General features: G+C 59.2%; 17 protein-coding genes. 16 read left to right on the forward strand and 1 reads right to left on the reverse strand.

Annotation, left to right across the window (positions count from 1 at the left end):
* Positions 1–79: 79 nt before the first annotated feature.
* The 3 genes from OR601_RS03275 (at position 80) to OR601_RS03285 (ending at position 4052) form a co-directional block, all read left to right on the forward strand.
* Positions 80–1261 (forward strand): DegT/DnrJ/EryC1/StrS family aminotransferase, encoded by a 1182-nt coding sequence (locus OR601_RS03275; protein ID WP_265592191.1) that lies wholly within the window; start codon positions 80–82, stop codon positions 1259–1261.
* Positions 1262–1373: 112 nt separating this feature from the next.
* Positions 1374–2630, forward strand: a complete 1257-nt coding sequence (locus tag OR601_RS03280; protein ID WP_265592192.1) for a carboxylate--amine ligase — start codon at positions 1374–1376, stop codon at positions 2628–2630.
* A 249-nt stretch (positions 2631–2879) separates the two neighbouring features.
* A complete protein-coding gene (locus tag OR601_RS03285; RefSeq protein WP_265592193.1) occupies positions 2880–4052 on the forward strand; it encodes a coiled-coil domain-containing protein in 1173 nt (390 codons plus the stop codon).
* 351 nt (positions 4053–4403) lie between these two features.
* Here OR601_RS03285 and OR601_RS03290 read toward each other — a convergent pair whose 3' ends face one another.
* Positions 4404–5405 (reverse strand): lipid II:glycine glycyltransferase FemX, encoded by a 1002-nt coding sequence (locus tag OR601_RS03290; protein WP_265592194.1) that lies wholly within the window; start codon positions 5403–5405, stop codon positions 4404–4406.
* A 129-nt stretch (positions 5406–5534) separates the two neighbouring features.
* Here OR601_RS03290 and uvrC point away from each other — a divergent pair, with 129 nt between their 5' ends.
* From uvrC to OR601_RS03355, 13 genes are all read left to right on the forward strand, one after another.
* Positions 5535–7604: an excinuclease ABC subunit UvrC gene (gene uvrC, locus OR601_RS03295; protein ID WP_265592195.1), complete on the forward strand. Its 2070-nt coding sequence runs from the start codon at positions 5535–5537 to the stop codon at positions 7602–7604.
* Between the two features lie 210 nt (positions 7605–7814).
* Complete coding sequence (rapZ, locus tag OR601_RS03300; RefSeq protein ID WP_265592367.1) at positions 7815–8693, forward strand: RNase adapter RapZ; 879 nt, start codon at positions 7815–7817, stop codon at positions 8691–8693.
* 1 nt (position 8694) lies between these two features.
* Positions 8695–9648, forward strand: a complete 954-nt coding sequence (whiA, locus tag OR601_RS03305) for a DNA-binding protein WhiA (RefSeq protein ID WP_136012934.1) — start codon at positions 8695–8697, stop codon at positions 9646–9648.
* A 322-nt stretch (positions 9649–9970) separates the two neighbouring features.
* Positions 9971–10996 (forward strand): type I glyceraldehyde-3-phosphate dehydrogenase, encoded by a 1026-nt coding sequence (gene gap, locus OR601_RS03310; RefSeq protein ID WP_136012933.1) that lies wholly within the window; start codon positions 9971–9973, stop codon positions 10994–10996.
* Between the two features lie 128 nt (positions 10997–11124).
* A complete protein-coding gene (locus OR601_RS03315) occupies positions 11125–12318 on the forward strand; it encodes a phosphoglycerate kinase (protein WP_136012932.1) in 1194 nt (397 codons plus the stop codon).
* Positions 12311–13084: a triose-phosphate isomerase gene (gene tpiA, locus OR601_RS03320; RefSeq protein WP_136012931.1), complete on the forward strand. Its 774-nt coding sequence runs from the start codon at positions 12311–12313 to the stop codon at positions 13082–13084. Before OR601_RS03315 ends, tpiA begins: the two co-directional genes overlap by 8 nt.
* Positions 13085–13086: 2 nt before the next feature.
* On the forward strand, positions 13087–14655 hold the full coding sequence (gpmI, locus tag OR601_RS03325; protein WP_265592196.1) for a 2,3-bisphosphoglycerate-independent phosphoglycerate mutase: 1569 nt from the start codon (positions 13087–13089) through the stop codon (positions 14653–14655).
* A gap of 256 nt (positions 14656–14911) precedes the next feature.
* Entirely contained in the window at positions 14912–15163 is a 252-nt protein-coding gene (gene secG, locus OR601_RS03330) for a preprotein translocase subunit SecG (RefSeq protein WP_265592197.1), read from the forward strand.
* 309 nt (positions 15164–15472) lie between these two features.
* Positions 15473–17131 carry a peptide ABC transporter substrate-binding protein gene (locus tag OR601_RS03335; RefSeq protein ID WP_265592198.1) on the forward strand — a complete coding sequence of 553 codons (1659 nt, stop codon included), beginning with the start codon at positions 15473–15475 and terminating at the stop codon, positions 17129–17131.
* A gap of 418 nt (positions 17132–17549) precedes the next feature.
* The gene (locus OR601_RS03340; RefSeq protein ID WP_265592199.1) at positions 17550–19205 is read left to right on the forward strand and encodes a peptide ABC transporter substrate-binding protein; all 1656 of its coding nucleotides are present in this window, start codon (positions 17550–17552) and stop codon (positions 19203–19205) included.
* 386 nt (positions 19206–19591) lie between these two features.
* On the forward strand, positions 19592–20626 hold the full coding sequence (locus OR601_RS03345) for an ABC transporter permease (RefSeq protein WP_136012926.1): 1035 nt from the start codon (positions 19592–19594) through the stop codon (positions 20624–20626).
* Between the two features lie 10 nt (positions 20627–20636).
* Positions 20637–21716, forward strand: coding sequence for an ABC transporter permease (locus OR601_RS03350; RefSeq protein WP_265592200.1), 1080 nt, complete (start codon positions 20637–20639; stop codon positions 21714–21716).
* 3 nt (positions 21717–21719) lie between these two features.
* Positions 21720–22880, forward strand: coding sequence for an ABC transporter ATP-binding protein (locus OR601_RS03355; RefSeq protein ID WP_323373086.1), 1161 nt, complete (start codon positions 21720–21722; stop codon positions 22878–22880).
* Positions 22881–22883 lie beyond the last annotated feature (3 nt).

Here is a 22883-nt window from a genome sequence, read left to right on the forward strand (position 1 = left end):
GAGGCACCGTGTATCATTAGGCCCTGTGAGGGGCTCGTTCCAAGGCGGGCCTGTCGTATCTAAAGAAAGCACAGTGTTTATGGATGCAGCCCAGGCTCATCAAGCTTTAGTAGAAGAACTAGCCCGCAGGACCCATACCAAAGCCGCAGATTGGTACTTGGTATTCAAAGCGCGTTATGGCTTAGAGGAGATCTTTCAAGCTGTTAAAGCCGTCCATGGTTCGGGAGCTGTGGCTACCCAGCTGTTTACCTGCTGCACTGCGGTGGCGCCCATCGTGGCGGCCGGGCTCACCCCTGTCTATGGCGACATAGAGGCGGCAACCCTGACGCTGGATCCTTCCAGGCTTCCTCAGCCTGCCATGCCTTTGCGGGCGGTGGTGCTCCAGCACACCTTTGGCATCATCGACGACCGCTCCTCGACCCAGTTGGCCGAACGAGCCCATCAAGCTGGTGCGCTGCTGGTGGAAGACAGCGCTCACTGCGCCTGTCGCATGGCTCTGGATGAGGATGGCTGTCCGGTGGCAGATGTCTCGGTGCACTCCTTTGGTGCCGAGAAGATGCTGCGCACCTCTTTTGGCGGGGCCGTCTGGATCAATCCGCGCTCGCCTTTCAAAGAGGTGCTTGAGCCTTTGGCATCGTCCCTGTCTCAATTGCCTCCTCTCGCGCCAAAGCTGGAAAAAGCCACTCGTCGCTACCTCAATCAAAACCGAGTGCTCAACCGTTTGCCGCGATCGCTGGCACGCTCGCTCAGGGCTTCTTGGGCGGCTTCTGGCGCCCTTGAGCCGGCGGTGGCTGCTGCAGAGCAGGAAGGAGAGCTGCCTCACCGTCCCATGGCGCCCAGCCCTTGGATCTGCGAGCGCGTGCTCTCTGAGCTTTCGCGCCTCGATGAGAATTGGCAGGCTCGCGAAGCGGTGGTGACCCGTTATTGCGAGCTTTTTGAGGGTCAGGTGGACTATCCTGCCGGCCAAGGGGCAACCCCGGCACAGCCGTTGCTGCGTTTTGGACTCATTGCTCCTTCTACCAGCGCTTCCGAGGCGGCCATCGCAGCGGTGCGCTCCTTGGGATACTTGGCAGAAGATTGGTATCGCCCTTCGCTTTATCCCGGCGCTCTGGATCCCAAGGCGTTCTGCGTGCCTCGAGATCTCAGTATACTGCCGGTGTGCGATGCGGTGACTGCAGGTACCATAGCCCTTCCCACCGAGCTTCCCCTAGAGGCGCTGGAGAGCGTGGCCCAGGCAGTCAAGGAAGCCCTTAAAAACTAGGGACGCCTTGGGGGATGGGTTTCTCGGCACGGTTTGTGCCCGTCAGCTTCCGTAAACGACGGCGGCGCGCCAAGAGCAAAGCCCGCTGCCTTTGGTAAGGATAAGGATTTTCATGGTGTATCCAGGCATGATCTCAGAGCAAGAGCTCGCTCAAAAGCTGCAGCCGGTGTGTTTGGGCGGCGATATCTTGGGCTATTCCTATGTGCGGTCGTTTCATGAGCGCTATGGAGTCAACCCCATCATCCTGTCTGGGGTCAATGTGCAGGTGACCTCGGCGTCGCGCTTCTGCGACTATCGCATCCTGGAGGACATGGGCAACGAAGACGTGCTTATGGGGGCCCTGCGCGAGCTGGGAGAAGAGCTGGCTTCCCGGGGCAAGGTGGGCCTTGTGCTGGGCTCTGCCGACTGGCATGCCCGCCTTTTGGCTCATCACAAAGACGAGCTTTCCCAGTGGTATTACGTGCCCTATATCGACGCTTCTTTGATGGACGAGATATGCCAAAAGGACCGCTTTTATGCCATCTGCGAAGATCTGGGCATCGCCTATCCCAAAACCTGGACGGTCTCTGTGGCAGAGGCCCAGGCACTTGATCCTGCTACTTTGCCATTTCCGCTCATCGTGAAGCCGGCTCACTCGGCCTCCTATGACCAGCTGGTCTTTGAGGGCAAAGAAAAGGTCTATACCGTTGAGAATCCCGGTCAGCTGACCCGGGTGCTGGGCATCTTGGCCGCCTCTCCCTATGAGGGCCATCTGGTGCTCCAAGACTTCATCCCCGGAGGCGATGATGCCATCCGCTCGCTCACAGTGTTTGCGAATGCCCAGGGTCAAGCGCGCGTGATCTCGGGAGGCCGTGTGGTGCTCCAAGACCATTCTCCCATTCTCATCGGCAACCCTTGCTGCATCTTGAGCGAGCGCGTTCCCCAGGTGATCGAGGATGCCGCGCGCTTCTTGGCCCACGTGGGCTACCACGGCATGGCGAACTTCGACATCAAATACGATCAGCGTGACGGTAGCTATAAGTTCTTCGAGGTCAACACTCGTCCCGGTCGCAACAGTTATTACATGACGCTGGGCGGGGTATGCTTTGTGGAGCCCATCGTCCAAGACTTTGTACTGGGCCAGGAGGTGCCCTATCGCGAGGCTTTCGATCCCTTCCTTTATACGGTGATCCCGCCTTCGGTGGTCTCGCATCACGTCGCCAACGAAGCCCTGCGCGAGGAGGCTCTCGCCTGTTTTAAGAAGGGTATTGCCGGCTATCCCTACGACTACAAGCCCGACACCTTGAAGCACAAGCTTTTGGCGCGCCTGCTATTGCTCAACCAAAACCGCAAATTCAACCGCTATCTGGGCAAGGATGGAAAAGCGTGAGGCACCGCGCACCTTGGCTGTCCCTCTCCAAAGGCTACCGAGAAACCCGCTCCATGGCTACCAAGGCTTTTGAAGATCTCGGGCAGTCTCTGCGCTGATTTGCTAGAGATGCGCTTCAGGCATTTGGCTCTGCTTGGCCTGATGGCTATTATATTGATCCATACGGATTTGCAGGGTGTCTTCAGAAATCAGCGGATAGCTTCGCGGCCCCTGTACTCTATTCGCCATATCACGCCCCAGGGAGGGTCGATGACTTTTAGCAAACGCCTCGCTGCGCTGGCCTTCGCAATCGCGCTCGCTTGCCTCTGCATAGTGGCGCTTCCTCAACCGGCGCAGGCAGAGACCTCGGCAGAGCTTCAGGCTCAGCTGGATGCCGCCAAGTCCAAGCGCGACGAGCTCTATCAGCAGGCAGACGAGATCTCCTCTCAGCTCAACGACACCCGCACCCAGCTGGACGAGGTCAACGGGCAGATCGATGAGACCCAGGCCAAGATCGACGATGTCCAAAAGGACATCTCTGCCAAAGAGGCCGAGCTCAAAGAGCGCCAGGCCACACTGGCTACGACCATCAGCCAAAACTACAAGACGGGCGGTGTTTCCTGGCTCTCCCTCATCATGGAAGCCACCACCTTCGATGACTTTGTCTCGCGTGTGTATTACGCCGATAAGATCAGCCAATCCCAGGCAGACGTCATCGAGGAGACCAACCGCCTGCGCGAGGAGCTGGCTGCCAAGAAGGCCGAGCTCGACCATGAGCAGGAGCAGCTACAACAGCAAAAGTCCGAGTCTGAGACGCTCTTGGCCCAACAGGAGAGCCAGCAGGCAGACCTCAACGCCAAGATATCCGAGGCTGACTCCTATGTGAACAGCCTAGATCAGCAGGTCAAAGACAAGATGGCCGAAGAGGCCGAGGTTGCCCGTGTCGCCGCAGAAGAGGCTGCTCGCCAGGCTGCCGCAGAGGCTGCAGCCAACAACGGCAATTATTACCGTCCCTCTTCTAGTGGCTCGGTAGGCTCCGGCGGTGGCTCGGGTACCGGCTCTGGCGGCCTCACCCAAAGCCAGCGCAATACCATACTTTCTGCTGCGTACTCTCTGGTGGGCAAGGTCAACTACGTCTGGGGCGGCGAAAACCCCTCCACGGGCCTCGACTGCTCCGGCTTCACCCGTTGGTGCTATGCCCAGGCAGGCATTAGCTTGCCCCACAGCTCCTCTTCCCAGCGCGCCTTGGTAGCCAGCCACACTGGCCTCAAGTCGGTAGGCAACCTCATCCCTGGCGATATTTTGTGCTGGGGCGGCCACGTGGGCATCTATGCTGGCGGCAACACAGTCATCGACTGCAACTGGCCGCCCGACGGCGTGCGCATCGCCACCATCTGGAACACCGCTTCCAGCCCCTTCTACGGCGGCGGCTGCCCAGTCTAAGGGATGCGCCTAAGAAACCTGTCCCTCCCATTGAGGAAGGGTTTCTCGGCAGCTTGATACTGCTATAGATTTGCAACTAAAAAAGCTCCCTGCCAGGCAGGGAGCTTTTTACATGTTGGGGTGAGATTTTACATGTTGGGGTGAGGGTGGGCGCTTTGGGTGCCTACTAAGTAGTTTTTTGGGGTGAAAGCGACCTATTTACTAAGTAGATCTACATAGTAGGTTGTAAAACCCCAGGTAAATATTCTCGCCTACTAAGTAGGTCTACTTAGTAGGCGAAGGAGACGAGAGAGGCGAGGGGGACTTACTTAGTAGGCGATGGGGACAAGTAGGGAATTACCCCCGGAGACCTTAGGCCTCTTTGCCGTCCCTCAAATGCTTGACGGTCACCAGACCTTTGTAGAAGAGGTCTTTCACGGGCAGATCGCGGTCGGGGGCTACGGCCACGGTCTCGTTGGAGAACTTGGTCTTGAACTTGTTGAGGTCGAGTAAGGTAGGGGAGAAGTCGGATCCGATGCCCATGAGGTCGCGGCTGGTGCAACCCAGCTTACCTAGGGCCACAGAGCTCTCGTAGACCTCCTGGTCGGGCACGCCGCGCATGGGTCCGCGGCGGCTGGCGGCATAGTAGCGGGTGGCCAGGTTGCCCTGGATGGTGTCGATGGACCAGCTGATGAGGTCGCCGTCGATGCGCGAAGCAAAGAGGCGAGCATGATCGGGTCCCAGGATCTCCAGCATGTTCTGGTAATCGGCCAGGGGCGCGGGGGTGAACCCGTCGCGCTCGCCGGTCTCCTCCATGATCTTGTAGTACTCGGAGAAGTCCTGAGTAGCCTGGGCGGTTTCATCTATGACCTGGGCTCCGGTCTCGCGCAGCGCCTTGCGCACGTCGCGGCGGCCGCGGGCCTTGAAGCGAGCGAGGATCTCATCCTCGTCGCCGTCGGCTAGATCGATGAACACCGTGGTGTCATAGGGGCGGGTGGAGAGCACCGGGCGGCTCTGTGGGATGTCGTGCAGGATGCCCATGCGGATGAAGGCCACCTTGGAATCCTTTTTGCGTACCAGGCTGCGAAGCAGCTGGGCTACCTGCTCTTCCTGCTCCTCGCTGGGTCCAGACACATAGACGGGTCCATGGTGGGCGCGCAGATAGTGGTAGCCGTGGGTTTTGTAATCCATAAAAGAGACCAAGGCCATGGGGGCTTCGTCATCATAAATAATGTAAGAGCCCCAATAGGCGCGGTCGGGGATGGTGCTCTCGTACTCCATCCATACTGCGGTTTGCTCGATGGGGAGCACAAGACCCAAGGACTCAGCTTCCTGGTCCAGCTGGGCTGCGCTCACCTCAGTGGCATGTAACATTTGGTACCTCTCCTCCGGGTCGAGGCCGACCCATGTATTCTTGAAGGCAACCATCTATCATATCGGGCCTTCGCGCCATACTTGCGAAGACCCGCCGTCTGTGAAGTCTCTGTGCAACGAAAGAGTCCTATGGATCTTACCCAGCAAAACCCGGCTTCCCATGCCTCTGGGCCCCGCGAGCCTCAGGGCGTCCACGACAGTGCCAGCAAAAGCGATTCTCTGCAGGTGGCCACGCCTGGCTCCTCTCATCAGCCCCCCTCGCTGGCAGAGCAGGTGGCCCAAGTACCCAGAGATCCCGGTTGCTACCTATGGAAAGACGCCTGGGGCCATGTGCTCTACGTAGGCAAAGCCAAAGATTTGCGGGCACGTATGCGTCAATACATCAACGGCGAGGATGAGCGCCCTCGCATCCGCCTGATGATGCGCGAGGTGTCCAGCTTCGACTATCTGGTGGTGGGCAGCGAGCATGAGGCCTTGGTGTTGGAGATCAACCTCATCCAGCAGCACAAGCCTCCCTATAACGTGGCCCTGAAGGACGATAAAAGCTACCCCTTCATCGCCATCACCGAGTCCGACGCCTACCCGGCCATCAAGTACACCCGCGAGCGCCATCGCAAAGGAACCCGCTACTTTGGCCCCTACACCGATTCGCGGGCGGCACGCGAGACCGTAGACATTGTGCGCAAGCTATGTCCGCTTTGCTCGGCCAACTGTGCCGAATGGAAAAAGGTCAAGCGCATGCTGGCTTCCCACGACAACCATGTGGACGAGGTGCGCGAGCTTTTGGCCGCCAAAGGGCGCCAGTGCTTCGACGCCCATGTGGGTCGTGGCCCCGGTGTGTGCATTGGCGCTGTGAGCCCTGAGGAGTACGCAGAAAACGTGGGGGTGGTCACCGAGTTTCTCTCGGGCCATCGCGCGAAGTTGGCTTCCACCATCGCCCAGGAGATGGAGGGGGCCGCTGCCAACCTAGACTTCGAAAAGGCCGGGCGCTACAAGCGGCGCCTGGAGACACTGGCCCATCTGGACACCAAGCAGCAGGTCTACTTTGCCAAAGACGTGGATGCCGACGTGGTGGGCATCTGGCGCGAGGAGACGATAGCTGGGGCCTGCATCTTCTCTGTCCGAGAAGGGCGCATGGTGAGAAGCTGCGAGTTTATCCTGGATCGCGGCATGGACGTGGACGAAGACGAGATCGTGCGCTCCTTCTTGCAGCGCTATTACGCCCAGACAGATGACGTGCCCGGATTGGTGGATGTGCCCGCCTTGCCCGACGACCCTGAAGCCCAGGAAATCTGGCTCTCAACCCTCAAAGGGGGCAAAGTGCATCTGCGGGTGCCCCAGCGAGGGGAGCATAAGCGCATCTTGGAGATGGCCGCGCGCAATGCCCGCCACGCCCTCATGCGCTACGAGATGCGTACAGGCTACGAGGATGACAGAGCCAACAGGGCCCTGTTGGAGCTGGAGAGCGCGCTGGCGCTGCCGGAACCCCCGCTGCGCATCGAATGCTTCGACATCTCCACCATCCATGGGTCCCATACGGTGGCTTCTATGGTGGTCTTCACCAACGGTCGGCCCGATAAGAGCCAGTATCGCCGCTTCAAGATCAAGACGCCCCTCACTGAGGCAAACGACGTGCTCTCCATGGCCGAGGTGCTGGGTCGCCGCTATGCCCCCGAGCGCATGGCCGATGCGCGTTTTGGCGCAAAGCCCGACCTGCTCATCTTGGACGGCGGCAAACCTCAGCTCAATGCGGCCAAGCGCCAGTTGGAATCGCTGGGGCTTGCCATCCCCATGGCAGGCCTTGCCAAGTCAGACGAGGAGCTCTTTGTGACCTGGGACGACGCCCCGGTGGTGCTTCCTTCGGGATCGCCCTCGCTTTACCTGGTGAAGCGGGTGCGTGACGAGGCCCACCGCTTCGCCATCACCTATCACCGGGAGCTGCGAGACAAAGCCATGACGGCCTCAATCTTGGACGAGATTGAAGGCGTGGGGCCAAAACGCAAGAAAGCCCTGCTCAAAGCCTTTGGCTCCATGAAGCAGTTGCGCCAAGCCACAGAGGAGCAGATCGCCGCCACCCCTGGCATCCCAGAGGCGGTGGCCCGCGATGTCTACGGGGCCCTTAGGGCGTGGGACGAGGAGCTGGGCCGCACCCGCTCCAACGCAGAGCTTCCAGATGCTGCCTCTGATAAGGCCCGTTGAGGGCGAGAGCCCCTATACTTGAGGGATGGGTTTCTCGGCAGCTCGAGGGCGGCAGGCATGGGTGCCTGGTAAGGCGAGATGCGCGGGGTGGCGAGAGATCCCAAATTTGAAGCATCGGCGAGAGAGGTCATAGTGGCAGACCACACACCCTCGGCTTCCTCTGAGGACAAGGGCCTAGAGAATCCCCAGGCGACTCCAACGGCGGCACCGGTGGAGACCCCCGATGTGGTGATCATCACCGGCATGAGCGGCGCGGGACGCACGGAGGCCATGCACACCTTCGAGGACCTGGGCTATTACGTCATCGACAACCTGCCGCCCTCCATGCTGCTGCAGCTGGCGCGCATCGTAGGCATCGATACCGGCGTGGGCCGCCACCTGGCCGTGGTCTGCGACCTTCGAAGCCAGGGGCTCTTCGACGAGCTCAAAGACGGCATTCAAGAGCTGCACGACCACGAGATATCCACCAAGCTCATCTTTTTGGACGCCTCTGACGAGGTCTTGCGGCGCCGCTATGCCCTGTCGCGCCGGCGCAACCCCATCGCCATGGAGGGGGAGTCGAACGTCGAGGCTATCGCCCGCGAGCGCCATCAGCTAGAAAACGTGCGCCACGGGGCCGATGTCACCATCGACACCTCCTCGTTGCGCCCCATCGAGCTTCGCCGCCGCCTCCAAGGCATCTTCTCTGAGCTGGAAGAGCAGCAGCTTATGGATGTGCGCGTCTTCTCCTTTGGCTTCAAGTACGGGATGCCCCAAGAGGCAGACCTCATGATCGACGTGCGCTTTTTGCCAAACCCCTACTGGGACCCCCAGATGCGCGCCCTCACAGGAGAGGATGAAAAGGTTCGAGACTTTGTGTTGGAGCACGCTCAGACCAAGGCGTTCTTCTCGGCCTGGACCCACTTGCTCGATGCCGTGATGCCTGGCTATGTGGCCGAGGGCAAAAGCTCGCTCTCCATCGCCGTGGGGTGCTCGGGCGGCCAGCATCGCTCGGTGGCCCTCGCGGCTGCCACGGCCCGCTACCTGGAGGACGAGGGCTATCGGGTGAGCCTCTTCCATCGCGATCTGCCCCGGGCGCAAAGGGGCTGACATGTCGTTCACCGCCGAGGTCAAAGACGAGCTCTCCCGCATAGAAGACCCTTCGCGCTCCTGCCGCGTCGCCGAGCTCTCGGCCCTGATGCGCGTCTGCGGCACCCTGTCCTTCCATGGATCGGGCACCCACTCCTTGCGCGTCACCACCGAGACCGGAGCAGTGGCCCGCACGGTGATCCGGCTGGCCCATTCGGTCTTCGACTTGGACACCTCGCTCACAGTGCGTCGCTCGGTGCTTCACAAAACCCGGAACTACCTCATCGAGGTTCCCGATCAGCCCAAGCTGGAGGGCGCGCTGGTGGAGCTGGGCATCTTGGTTCCCGGCCAGGGACTGGTCTCAGGCATCCCGCCCTTTGTGGTGCCCCAGGCTGCCGATAAGGCCGCCTTCCTTCGTGGGGCGTTCATGGCTGGCGGGTTTATCGCTGACCCCCGGGGAGACTTTCATCTGGAGATGGCGGTCTCAGGGGAGGGGCTTGCCCAAGGGCTCATCGATCTGTGTGCCGTCTGCGGGGTCACAGCGAGGCTCAACCGCCGCCGCGGCGCTTTTGCCATCTATCTTAAGAGCTTCGACGACATCGCCCGCTTCCTCTTGGTGGTTGGCGCTGCCCGCACTGCCCGGGCGGTGGGCAACGTGCGCCATTTGAAGTCGGTGAAGAACACGGTAAATCGTTCGGTCAATGCCGAGATGGCCAATGCTCGACGCGCCTCGGGTGCGGCTGCAGAGCAGCTGGCCCTCATCGACCGCATCGAGGCAGGACCTGGCTTGGATACTCTTCCGCCCGCACTGGCCGCTTTCTGCAAGCTGCGTCGGGCCTATCCAAATCTGCCCTTAGCAGATTTGGGCCGCAAAGCCTACCCGCCACTTTCAAAATCTGCGCTCTATCATCGTGTGGTCAGGCTTGAGGCCATCGATAAAGAGTGGGCGGCCTCTCACACCAGTCTCTCTCAATGATGAATAATGCAAGCTCACCGGCTGGAAATTGTTGTGACTTAAGAGAAAACCCACGTCTGCTGCGGATGGGTTTCTCGGTTTGGCTATTTATCGATATGCATAAAAGCTGCGAGGCGAATCACCAGGTAGAGGTTGCGATGGCGCCGGGTTGTCTATCTTTTCATGGTCAAATACGCCATCTGCCTGCAGATTTAGCGAATGGATAAGGTTTTCAGCCGAGAAGCTCCCTCTAAGCGTTACTATGCGAGCAGTGGTAATTGATGGCCTGACTTGCGCGCATGGAGAGCCCGTGCGGGGGGAGGGCCGATGAAAGGAGAAATCCATGGCAGTAAAGGTTGCGCTCAACGGTTTCGGTCGTATTGGCCGTCTCGTGTTCCGCCAGATGTTTGGCCATGAGGGTACCGAGATCGTCGCAATCAACGACCTTACCAGCCCCGATATGCTCGCTTACCTTCTCAAGTATGACTCCACCCAGGGCAACTACGCCCGCAATCACCAGGTAGAGGCTGGCGAGGACTCCATCACCGTCGATGGCACCACCATCAAGATCTACAAAGAGCCCGATGCCAACAACCTCCCCTGGGGCGACCTTGACGTAGACGTCGTGCTCGAGTGCACCGGCTTCTACACCTCCAAGGAGAAGGCTCAGGCCCACATCAACGCTGGCGCCAAGAAGGTCGTCATCTCCGCTCCCGCCGGCAACGACCTGCCCACTATCGTCTACAACGTCAACCAGGACATCCTGACGGCTGACGACAACATCATCTCCGCCGCCTCCTGCACCACCAACTGCCTGGCCCCCATGGCCAAGGGCCTCAACGACTTCGCCCCCATCGTGGCTGGCATCATGACCACCATCCACGCTTACACCGGCGACCAGATGATCCTCGACGGCCCCCAGCGCAAGGGCAACAAGCGTCGCAGCCGCGCTGCCGCTGTCAACATCGTCCCCAACTCCACCGGTGCCGCCAAGGCCATCGGCCTGGTGCTCCCCGAGCTCAACGGCAAGCTCATCGGTGCCGCTCAGCGCGTACCCGTGCCCACCGGCTCCATCACCAACCTCTATGCCGTGGTCGACAAGAAGGTCACCGTGGACGAGGTCAACGCTGCTATGAAGGCTTACGCTGAGACCATTCCCGAGACCTATGCCTACAACGAGGACGACATCGTCTCCACCGACATCGTGGGCGAGACCCACGGCTCCATCTTCGACGCCACCCAGACCATGGTTCAGGATCTGGGCGACGGCCGCAGCCTGGTGCAGGTCACCTCTTGGTACGACAACGAGAACTCCTACGCCTCTCAGATGGTCCGCACCATCAAGTACTTCGAGAAGTTCGTCGACTAGTTTTCGCTGCGCTTCTTCGCTGCGGTTTTTCGCCGCGTAGCGTTCATTGAGGGCGCGGATAAGGCCAAGCCCTATCCGCGCCTTTTTATTTGTTCTTTAGTTTGTCCTTATCTACGAGGAGGTTCTCTATGGCATTCACCAAGAAGACCGTCAAGGACATCGACGTCGATGGCAAGCGCGTGCTTATGCGCGTCGACTTCAATGTGCCTTTGGATGGCACCACCGTCACCGACGACACCCGCATCAAGGCCGCCATCCCCACCATCCAATACCTGGTGGACCACGGCGCCAAGGTTGTGCTCATGAGCCACCTGGGCCGCCCCAAGGGCGACGGCCCCGAGCCCGAGCTCTCTTTGAAGCCCGCTGCCGATAAGCTTGCTGAGCTCACCGGCTTGGACGTCACCTTTGTGCCCGACACCTACGGCCAGGAGGCCGAGGATGCCGTGGCTGCCATGGAGCCCGGCCAGGTAGTGGTTCTCGAGAACGTGCGCTTTGACAAGCGCGAGAAGAAGAACGACCCCGAGATCGCCAAGCAGCTCTCCAAGCTGGGCGACATCTTTGTGCTGGACGCCTTTGGCACCGCTCATCGCGCTCAGGGCTCGGTCGTGGGCCCGGCCGAGTATCTGCCCGCCGTGGCCGGCTTCCTGCTGGAGAAAGAGGTGGACACCCTCACCTCTATCTTCGCCGATCCCGATCGCCCCTTCGTGGCTATCGTAGGCGGCTCCAAGGTCTCCTCCAAGATCGGCGTCCTAGATCACCTGCTGGACTCTGTGGACACTCTTATCATTGGCGGCGGCATGGCCTACACCTTCTTCCTGGCCAAGGGCTACACCGTGGGCACCTCCCTCCAGGAGCCCGACTGGGTGGATCGCGCCAAGGAGATGATGGAGAAGGCCGAGAAGAACGGCGTCAAGCTGCTTCTCCCTGTGGACAATGTCGTGGCTGATCACTTTGGCCCCGATGCCGTAGGCGTGGTCGTCAAGTCCAACGAGATCCCTGACGACATGATGGGCATGGACATTGGCCCTGAGACCGCCAAGCTCTATGCCGATGCCATCGCCGGCGCCAAGACCGTCTTCTGGAACGGCCCCATGGGCGTCTTCGAGTTCGACCAGTTCTCCGACGGCACCAAGGCTGTGGCTGAGGCTGTGGCAGACAACGAGGACTGCACCTCGATCATCGGCGGCGGCGACTCTGTGGCCGCAGTGAACAAATTTGACCTGGCAGACAAGATGAGCTGGATTTCCACCGGCGGCGGCGCCTCTATGGAGCTCGTCGAAGGCAAGGATCTCCCCGGAGTGGAGGCGCTGCTCGATGCCTAACAACCGCATGCCCCTCATCGCGGGCAACTGGAAGATGAACAAGAACTATACCGAGGGCGTCACTCTGGCGCAGGACCTGTCCAATGCCTTGGGCAACGGCGTCGACGGCGTCGAGGTGGTCGTATGCCCGCCCTTCACCGACCTCAAGGGCGTGGCCGGCGTCATCGACTTTGATCACGCTCCCTTTGGCCTGGGTGCCCAGAACGTCTATTGGGAGGCCTCCGGCGCCTATACCGGCGAGATCTCCTGCGACATGCTCACCTCGGTGGGGTGCACCTACTGCATCGTGGGCCACTCCGAGCGCCGCGATTACTTTGGCGAGACCGACGAGGACATCAACCGCAAGGTGAAGGCTCTTCTGGCTGCTGGTCTCAAGCCCATCTCCTGCTGCGGCGAGTCCCTGGAGGTTCGCGAGGCCGGCAAGCAGGTGGAGTTCGTGGTGAGCCAGATCAAGGCCGATCTGGCTGGCGTCGAGCTGGCCACCGGCGACGAGCTTGTCATCGCCTATGAGCCCATCTGGGCTATCGGCACCGGCAAGACCGCCACTCCCGATGATGCTCAAGAAGTCTGCGGAGCCATCCGCGAGACCTTGGTAGAGCTTTTAGGCGAAGACGTCGCCAACAAGGTGCGCGTGCTTTACGGCGGGTCTGCCAAGCCCGGCAACATCGCCGGCTTCATGGCCTGCCCCGACGTGGACGGCGCTTTGGTTGGCGGCGCCTCTTTGGTGGCTGCTGATTTCGCTCAAATGGTAGAGAGGGCTATCTAGGAATGACCAAACTCAAGTCCAAAAAGCCCGCGCTTCTCGTCATCATGGACGGCTTTGGCCTCGCTCCCACCGGCCCGGAGAACGCGGTAAGCCAGGCCAAGCTGCCCTACATTCAGTCGCTTCTGGCCACCTACCCCCACACCACGCTGGGCGCTTCCGGCGAGGATGTGGGCCTGCCTGACGGCCAGATGGGCAACTCCGAGGTAGGTCACTTGAACATTGGCGCCGGCCGCATCGTGTTCCAGGAGCTCTCCCGCATCAACAATGCGGTGCGCGACGGCTCCATCGAGCAGAATCCGGTGCTAGCCGACGCTATGGATGCTGTCATAGCCAAAGACTCCGTGCTTCACGTCATGGGCCTGGTGTCTGACGGCGGCGTGCACTCCTCCATGGAACACGCTGAGGCCATCATCTCCATGGCAGCCAAGCGCGGCGTCAAGCGCGTGCGCGTGGACGCCTTCACCGACGGCCGCGACGTGGATCCTCAGTCCGGCGCCGGCTTCATGGAAGACCTCCAGGCCTTCTGCGCCAAGGTCTCTAAAGAGACCGGGGCAGACGTCAAGATCGCCACGGTCTCCGGCCGCTATTGGGGCATGGACCGCGACAATCGCTGGGAGCGCGAGGAGAAGGCCTACAACGCCATCGTCTGCGCCGAGGGAGTGCCCGTGGCTTCCGCAGCCGAGGGCCTGCGCGCCTTCTACGCCGAAGACCCTCGTGGCGACGAGTTCGCCACCCCAATGATCGTCGAGGGCGCCGCTTTGGGTACCAATGACGGCGATGCCTTCATCTTCTTCAACTTCCGTCCCGATCGCGCCCGCGAGATGACCCGCGCGCTCACCGATCCCAACTTTGACGGCTTCACACGTCAAAAGTGGCCCAAGCTCTCCTGCTTTGTGACCATGACCGAGTACGATCCCGAGTTTGACGTCGAGATCGCCTTCCCCAAGACCGTGCCTGCCCACGTGCTCGCCGACGTCATCGCCGACGAGGGCTTGAAGCAGCTCCACACGGCCGAAACCGAGAAGTACGCCCACGTAACCTTCTTCTTGAACGGCGGCGTGGAGGCCGAGAAGGAGGGGGAGACCCGCGTGCTCATCCCTTCGCCCAAGGTGGCTACTTACGACCTCAAGCCCGAGATGAGCGAGCCGGAAGTTACCGAGAAGCTCGCCTCTGCCATCCGCGACGACGCCGCTGACGTCTACATCGTCAACTACGCCAACTGCGACATGGTAGGTCACACTGGCGTGGTGCAGGCTGCCGTCAAGGCCTGCGAGGCAGTGGATGACGGCCTTTCTCGCGTCGTCCCTGAGATTCTGGCCAAAGGCGGCTTCGCGCTGATCACTGCCGACCATGGCAATGCAGACCACATGTACGACGTGGCCTCTTCCGGTGAGCGCAAGCCCTTCACTGCTCATACCACCAACCGCGTGCCCTTCATTGTGGTTGACCCCGATGCCCAGCTCAAGGGCATCGAGGACGGCCGCCTTTCCGACATCGCGCCCACCATGCTCGCCATGATGGGCATCGATCGTCCTGAGGAAATGACCGGTCGCGTGCTCGTAGAGGAGTAGCCATCAGGGGAGCGCTGCAGCCCTTGGCTGCAGGGTTTCTCGGCAAGGGGTGTTCCTAAGATCTTTGAAGCCCACCAAAGGCAACTGTTGACCTTTGGTGGGCTTCTCTGTGAGAAAGACGCATCGCAGACTTGCTACAGACTTGCTATATAGATGTGCCTGCAACTTCTGTGGTAAGGTTGTTCGATGTGGTTCTAGCCAACCTATTGTTCGGGGCGCACCTTTAAGGCCCCGCATGTACCTTAAAGGAGTATCTGTGAGCCCGCTCAATATCTTTTTGTCTGTGGTTTGGGGCATCTCTGCGGTAGCCTCCATCATTCTGGTGCTTATGCATTCTGGCAAAGGGACTGGCGTCTCTGATATGATCGCCAGCTCCATGTACAACTCCAATGCAGGCTCCGGCGTGTGGGAGAAAAACCTTGATCGCCTCACCGTCATCTCGGTGTGCGTCTTTGTGGCTACGCTCTTTATCTTTATGCTCATCTTCCCCCAGGGAACCCTAGGTTAAGCAGAGCCTGCCTAGGCGTTTTTACGCCATTAAAATATGTTGCATCCCAGGTCGACGCCCGTATCTTCGTCAGTTGAAGGTATGGGCGTCGATATGTGTTGATGGTGGAAGAATCTTCGTCTTTTGCCCAAATCTATGCATCGGGAAGGTCAAGAGGACCAAACATGGGCATGAACCTTACGAAATACTAGGCTGCTCGGTTTTTGATGAATCGAGACTGTGGGTGCTATGAGGGCGAGCTTCCTGATGCGAGCGCTCTTGGGGATTCACAGGCCAAAGCCAGCCACAGCAACACTCAAGGGAGATCCTATGAACGGCAATCCTCAGACCCCCTCTCTCACGCGCAAGGCTTTTCTGGGAAGCTCTGCGTTGGCGGCAGGGGTTCTGGCGCTGAGCGGCTGCAAGAAGAGCGGCGGCGTGGCTTCCGGGGACGGAACCTCAATCAGCTACTTCATCACCAACCCACCTTCAATCGACCCTTACAACGCACAAGACGTAGCCGGTTGCTTGGTGGCGCGCCAGCTTTTTGACCCTCTGTGCACCTATAACTTCAAGACTTCCGAGGTAGAGCCTTGCGCTGCCGAGAGCTGGACGGTCAACGACGAAGGCACGGTGTTCACCTTCACCATCCGCCAGGGCAACACCTTCCACAACGGCGAGACTGTGGACGCTGCTGCTTTCCAGCGTGGCTGGAACCGTCTGTGCAATCCCACTACGACCGAGTCGCCTTCGGTAGTGAGCTACTACCTCAAGCTGGTCAAGGGCTATGACGAGGTAGTCAACGGGCAGGCTCAGGAGCTCTCGGGTGTGAGCTGCCCGGATGAGTACACCTTCCAGGTGGAGCTCTCTCAGCCCTTCTTTGACTTCCCCATGATCTGTACCATCGTCCCCACCGCCCCCGTGCCCAAGGCTGCTTTGGATGATTTCCAAAGCTACTTCAAGGCTCCCATTGGCAATGGCGCCTATGAGATGGACGGGCAGTGGGTCGACGGTCAGTACATCAAGCTCAAGGCTTATCCTGACTACAAAAATGGCGAGAAGCCCAAGATTGGCAACCTTAACTTCAACATTCAAAAGGATGTGGAGACTGGCTATAAGGAGTTTTTGGCCGGCAATATCGACATCTGCGACATCCCTACACCTCAGGTAAAGGATGCTCAGGCAGAGTACGGCGTCTCCGAGGACGGCTACACCATCACTCCGGATCACCAATGTCTCGATGGCGAGCAGCCCTCCACCTACTACCTGGTGCTCAACCTCGACGATCCAGTGTTGCAAGATGCGGATGTGCGCCGCGCCATCTCTATGGCCATCGATCGCCAGAGCATCTGCGACACCGTGCTTCAGGGCACTAGGACTCCTGCCGGCAATCTCTGTGCGCCTACCTGTCTGGGTTACGAGGAGAACCAGTGGGCGTATTCCAAATATGACAAGGATGCAGCCGTCGCGCTTTTGGACAAGAACCACCCGGCGGATGCCAATGGCATGCGCGACATCTCTGTCACCCTTTCCTATAACGTGGACGGCTCCCATAAGGAGATCATGGAGACCGTCCAGGCCAACCTCCAGGCTGTGGGAATCAACGTCACTCAAAACACCGTGGAGTGGGCTGCCTACCTGTCTATGCTGGACTCCGGCGATTACCAGATCGGCCGTCAGGGTTGGGTGGCCGAGTATCCTTCTATCGACAACTTCCTCTACTCGCTGTGCTACACCGGCAATGCCGACAACCTCTCCGGCTACTCAAACGAGCAGGTAGATAGCCTCATTGTCCAGGCTCGTGGCACCCAAGACGAGAATGAGCGCCTCTCGCTTTTAGAGCAAGCCAACGTCATTGTGGGCAACGACGTGCCCATGATCCCTCTGTTCTTCTACAAGTTCGCAAAGGTGGGTTCCAGTCGCATCAAGCAAGCCTATCTGTCGCCTATCGAGCAGTCTTCTGCCGCCTCGTGGGAGCTTGAGGGCTAAGGGCGAACCGCCCAGCACATAAGATATAGGGTCCACAATTGAGATGCCGAGAAAGCCCTGGTCTTTCTCGGCATCTATATATGAAGAATTAATGTAAAAAGGGGAGTAACAGGAGAGGGGTTATGAACCTTCTGTGTGGATGTACTGACCTGCTGAAATATTCCTAAAATCTCTACGTTAGTTTTAGTCCTATTGGTTTCCATCTTGGTAACAAATGACCAAAAGAGGGCATTCAGGTTGCGTTAAAGGACTATTTCCTAAATACTTCTATGGAACCGAATGCCCCCGAGCGTCTCGGGCTGAGAGGTGGACACGGACACTTCTTGCCTCTGGAGGGTAGGGGGCCGGATCGAAGGCATGATTCGCTCGAGCCGGAGAGGTTCTGAGCGAACAAGCACGACAGACAGAAGGAGAGAGTATGAGCGAGTTCCTCAAGATCGGTCGCCGCACGTTCCTCAAGGGTTCTGCTGCTGCGTCCGCTCTCATGGCACTGGCTGCCTGCAAGAAGGATGACGGTGGCGCCACCGCCGAGGCAGGCACTGAGGGCGCTACTGCCAAGGTCTACATCAACAACCCCGTGTCCATCGACCCCTACAACTGCCAGGAGTCCGAGGGCACTCAGGTTTGCTATCAGATGTTTGACTGCCTTACCGACTTCGATTACGAGAAGGGCGAGCTCGTACCCGCCGCCGCTGAGTCTTGGACTTCCAATGACGACGGCACCGAGTTCACCTTCACCCTCAAGGAGGGCTGCAAGTTCCACAACGGCGACCCCGTGGATGCCGAGTCTTTCGTACGCGGTTGGACCCGTCTGGTGGATCCCAAGACCAACACCGACAGCCCCTCTGCCGTGACCTACCACATCTCCATGGTGGACGGCTATGACGCGCTGGCTGCCGGCGAGACCGACGTCCTCTCTGGCGTCTCTGCACCCGATGACAAGACCTTCGTGGTCAAGCTCGCCATCCCCTATGCCGACTTCCCCTATGTGGCGAGCCACCCCGCCCTGGCCCCTGTGCCCGCTGTGGCTCTGGAGGATTTCAACGCCTACTTCACCGCTCCTGTGGGCAATGGCCCCTTCATGATGGACGGCAAGTGGGTGGACGGCCAGTACATCAACCTCAAGCGTTTCGAGGACTACAACGGCGACAAGCCTAAGATCGCCGCCATCCAGTTCAACATCCAGAAGGACATGGAGACTGCCTACAAGGAGTTCCAGGCCGGCAACTATGACTTCTGCGACGTTCCCACTGCACAGATCGCCTCCGCCCAGGACACCTATGGCCTGTCTGACGACGGCTACACCATCACCCCCGGCAAGCAGATGCTGCTGGGCGATGAGGCCTCCGTCTACTACCTCACCATCAACAACACCGATCCTCTGCTTAAGGATGTGAACCTGCGCAAGGCCATCTCCCTGGCCATTAACCGTCAGGCCATCTGCGACACCATCTTCTCTGGCACCCGTACCCCTGCTGCCAACATCATTCCTCCGGGAATCGCTGGCTACGAGGACGGCGTGTGGGCTGACTCCCACTACGACAAGGATGCCGCAGTGGCCCTGCTGGATCAGTACTATCCCGCAGACGCTGACGGCAAGCGCAACGTCACTTTCCAGCTGTCCTTCAACGGCGACGGCAACCACAAGGACATCATGACCGCCATCCAGGCCGACCTGGCCGAGGTGGGCATCGACGCCACCCTGGATCAGGGCGAGTGGGCCGCCATTCTCGACCGTTACCAGAACGGCGACTATCAGACCGGTCGTCTGGGTTGGATCGCAGACTATCCCATCATGGACAACTTCCTCTATCCTCTGTTCTTCACCGGCAACGGCGACAACCGCTCCCTCTACAGCAACGCCGAGGTCGACGCTGCTCTTGAGGCTGCCCGCCAGACCGTGGACGACGACGCTCGCATCACCGCCCTTCAAGAGGTCAACAAGAAGATCTCCGAGGATATGCCCGTGGTTCCCATCTTCTTCTACAAGCACACCTATGTGGGCTCCGACAAGGTGAAGAGCGCTTACGTCGATCCTTCCAAGAAGATCCACCTGAAGTCTGCCGATATGTAAGCTGCCTTCCTCAAGGCTTAAAGCTTGCCTAAAGCAGGTTGCAGGGTGATGTGTGGATAAATTCTGCGCAGCCATGCATAGCGAGGTATCGCTTCTATTTGAGGCGGTACCTCGCTTTCTTATAGGGAAGACACCCTCTTTGCGCAGCGCTTGTTTGTCGATATCCATGCAATCTGAATATACTTTTAAACATGTAATTGCTTCCAATGTGTTTCATATCGCGCTTGCGATGCATCGAATAGGCCTCTTTTGCCACCGGTCTGCCTATACTTGTTACCGTGCGCTAGGTGGCTAGTTTTTGACCCTCTCTTTTGGGACCCAGTCCTTAGTGCATAGAGGGCCGCTTGGCCCTTACCTGTTGGCATCGGATACAGGAGACATCGAGCATGCTCAAGTACATCCTCAAGCGCCTCCTGCAGTTCATCCCGGTGTTCTTTGGCGTCACAATGATCTTGTTTGCCATGAAGAACATTGTCCCTGGCGATCCCATCAAGCTTATCGCCGGCGACAAGGCGCTCCCGCCTGAGACAGAACTGCAGCTCCGCATCGCGAATCACCTCATCGAGGTAGATGCAGACGGCAAGCCCATCTATGACGAGGAGGGCAACACCGTCCCCATGCCCATCTGGAAGCAGTACGGCTACTATATCTCTGGCCTGCTTCAGGGCGACTTGGGCAACTCCTATAGCCGCAAGCTTCCGGTGTCCCAGATTTTTGCCGATAAGTACCCCTATACCGCCAAGCTCGCCATCGTGGCCATCATCATCGAGGCGGTGGTGGGCATAGGCGCAGGTATGGTGAGCGCCATCAAGAGGTACTCCTTCTGGGATGTGCTCGTCACCCTCATTACCGCAGTGCTTGTGGCCATGCCTGCTTTCTGGTTAGGTATGTTGCTCCAGCTCTTCTTCGGCATCATTCTCAAGAACGCCACCGGGGGCGCGGTATACATGCCCATCTCTGGCGCTGGCGGCAACTCCGAGTTCCTGCCTTGGGTGCACTATATCTTGCCAGCCATCACGTTGGCAGCAGTATCTACTGCCTATACGGCCCGCATCATGCGCTCCCAACTGTTGGAAGTCATGAACCAAGACTACATCCGCACGGCAAAGGCCAAAGGCCTTTCTCGGCGCGAGATTATTTACCACCATGCACTCAAGAATGCGTTGATCCCTGTAGTCACCTACATAGGACTGGACTTTGGCGCCATGCTCTCGGGCGCCATTCTCACAGAGACGGTATTCAACTGGCCTGGTGTGGGCAATGAGATCTATCGCGCTATCACACAGCGTGACTGGCCCATTGTGATGGGCGGCGTAACCATCATCATCGTGGTGGTGCTACTCATCAACCTTATCGTCGACATCAGCTACGCCTTCCTGGATCCGCGCATCCGCTACGGCGCTCCCAAGGATCAAGGTTAGGAGGTGCCCCATGGAAAAGAAACAGCATGAGAAAGACCTTGAGCGCGAGGCTCAGGAGGAACTCCGCGAAGAGACCGATCGCGCCTATGACATTCATGAAGAGCGTGCGCAGGCTGCTTCCGAGGTAGAGACAGATCAGCAAGACGATGCAGAGCCTGAGCATCATCGCGATTTCCGCGGCGCCTACAATGCGGTGGTCGACGAGGTCGACCATGAGGGAGCTTCCCGTACCCTTTGGAGCGACGCCTTCGCGCGCCTTCGCAAGAACAAGCTTGCCATCATCGGCGCTGTCTGGATTATCTTCGTGGCCTTGGTGGCCATCACTGCCGACCTGTGGGTCCCCCAGACGTTGGGATCCCCCACAGCCATCGATTCTTCCCAAATGGCATCGCTGGCACGCCTCCCGCCCTCCCTTGAGCATCCCTTTGGCACCGATGCTCTGGGTCGCGACGTGCTTTGCCGCGTGATCTACGGCGCGCAGATCTCTCTTACCGTAGGCCTTCTGGCCACTGCGATCTCTACAGTGCTTGGCCTCATCATGGGAGCTTTGGCAGCCTTCTATGGCGGCATTTGGGACACCATCATCATGCGCCTGGCAGACATCTTCTTGGCCTTCCCTTACACCCTCTTTGTCATTGTCATGCTGGCGGTGCTAGGGCAGGGCATCCAGAACGTGTTCATCGCCATCGGCGTGTTGGGCTGGCCTTCCATCGCCCGCGTGTTCCGCTCTGCCATTCTTTCCGTCAAGGAGAACGATTACGTGGACGCCGCCCGTTCCATGGGCGCCTCGGACGCCCGCATCATCATGCGCCACATCTTCCCCAACTCGGTAGCATCCATCGTGGTCTACGCCACTATGAATATCGGCGGCGCCATCCTTACCGAGAGCGCGCTGTCCTTCTTGGGCATGGGCGTGACACCCCCTAATCCTTCCTGGGGTTCCATGATTCAAGACGGTCAGCAGTACCTGGCTACTCAGCCGTGGCTCATGCTTATGCCCGGTATCGCCATCATCACCACCGTGTTGGCCTTTACGCTGCTGGGTGACGTTCTGCGCGATGCGCTGGATGTCAAGATGAAGGATGCCTAAACCATGGCTAAAAGAGATGCTAAGCAAGAGCAGGACCTCAAAAACCAGCCCATTCCCGAGGGCTCTCACCTGCTCGAGGTAGACAACCTCAAAATGTACTTCCACACCCAAGACGGCGTGGTTAAAGCCGTCGACGGCGTTACCTATACGCTGGATCGTGGCGAGACGCTGGGCGTGGTAGGCGAGTCTGGCTCGGGAAAGTCTGTCACCGCCATGACCATCATGGGTCTCATCGATATGCCTCCGGGACGTATCGAGGGCGGCGATGTGCGCTATCGCGGCAAGTCTTTGCTTGAAATGACCGAGCAGCAGATGCAGTCGGTGCGCGGCAACGACATCGCCATGATCTTCCAAGACCCCATGACCTCGCTTAACCCGGTCTATACCATCGGCCGTCAACTGGGTGAGGGCCTGCGCGTCCACCGCGGCTATTCCAAGGAGCAGGCGCTCAAGCGCGCCACCGAGCTTCTGGCTATGGTGGGTATTCCCAACGCAGAGCAGCGCGTCAAAGACTATCCGCACCAATTCTCCGGCGGCATGCGTCAGCGCGCCATGATCGCCATGGCATTGGCGTGCGACCCCGACATCCTTATCGCCGACGAGCCCACCACCGCCCTGGACGTGACCATCCAGGCTCAGATCATCGAGCTCATGCAAAAGATGCAAAAGGAGAACGGCAACGCTATCGTCATGATCACCCATGACTTAGGCGTGGTGGCAGACATCGCCGACAAGATCATGGTCATGTATGCCGGCCGCCCAGTGGAGTTTGGCACTGCGGACGAGATCTTCTACAGCCCCATCCATCCCTACACCTGGGGCCTCATGCGCTCGATCCCCGAGCAGGTGACAGATGAGAAAAAGCCCCTCACACCCATCAAGGGAAACCCTCCATCGCTGGTCAACGTGCCCAAGGGCTGCTCCTTCTCTCCTCGCTGCCCCTATGCCACTGAGCTTTGCCACACCCAGGAGCCTCCGCTCTACACGATGCCTTCGGGACACTACGCGCGTTGCCACTACTGCAGCGACCCTGAGTTTGTAAAGAAGAACGCCCCTGTGACCTCTCGCACAGCCGTCGACGTGGCTGATGGCGAGCCTTATCGTGCCGATAAGAACGCCGCTTCGGCACCTGCACAGTTCCCACATCTAGGAAGCGAGGCATAAATC

It is taken from the genome of Leptogranulimonas caecicola (genome assembly GCF_023168405.1).
GTDB classification, from domain to species: Bacteria; Actinomycetota; Coriobacteriia; order Coriobacteriales; family Atopobiaceae; genus Leptogranulimonas; species Leptogranulimonas caecicola.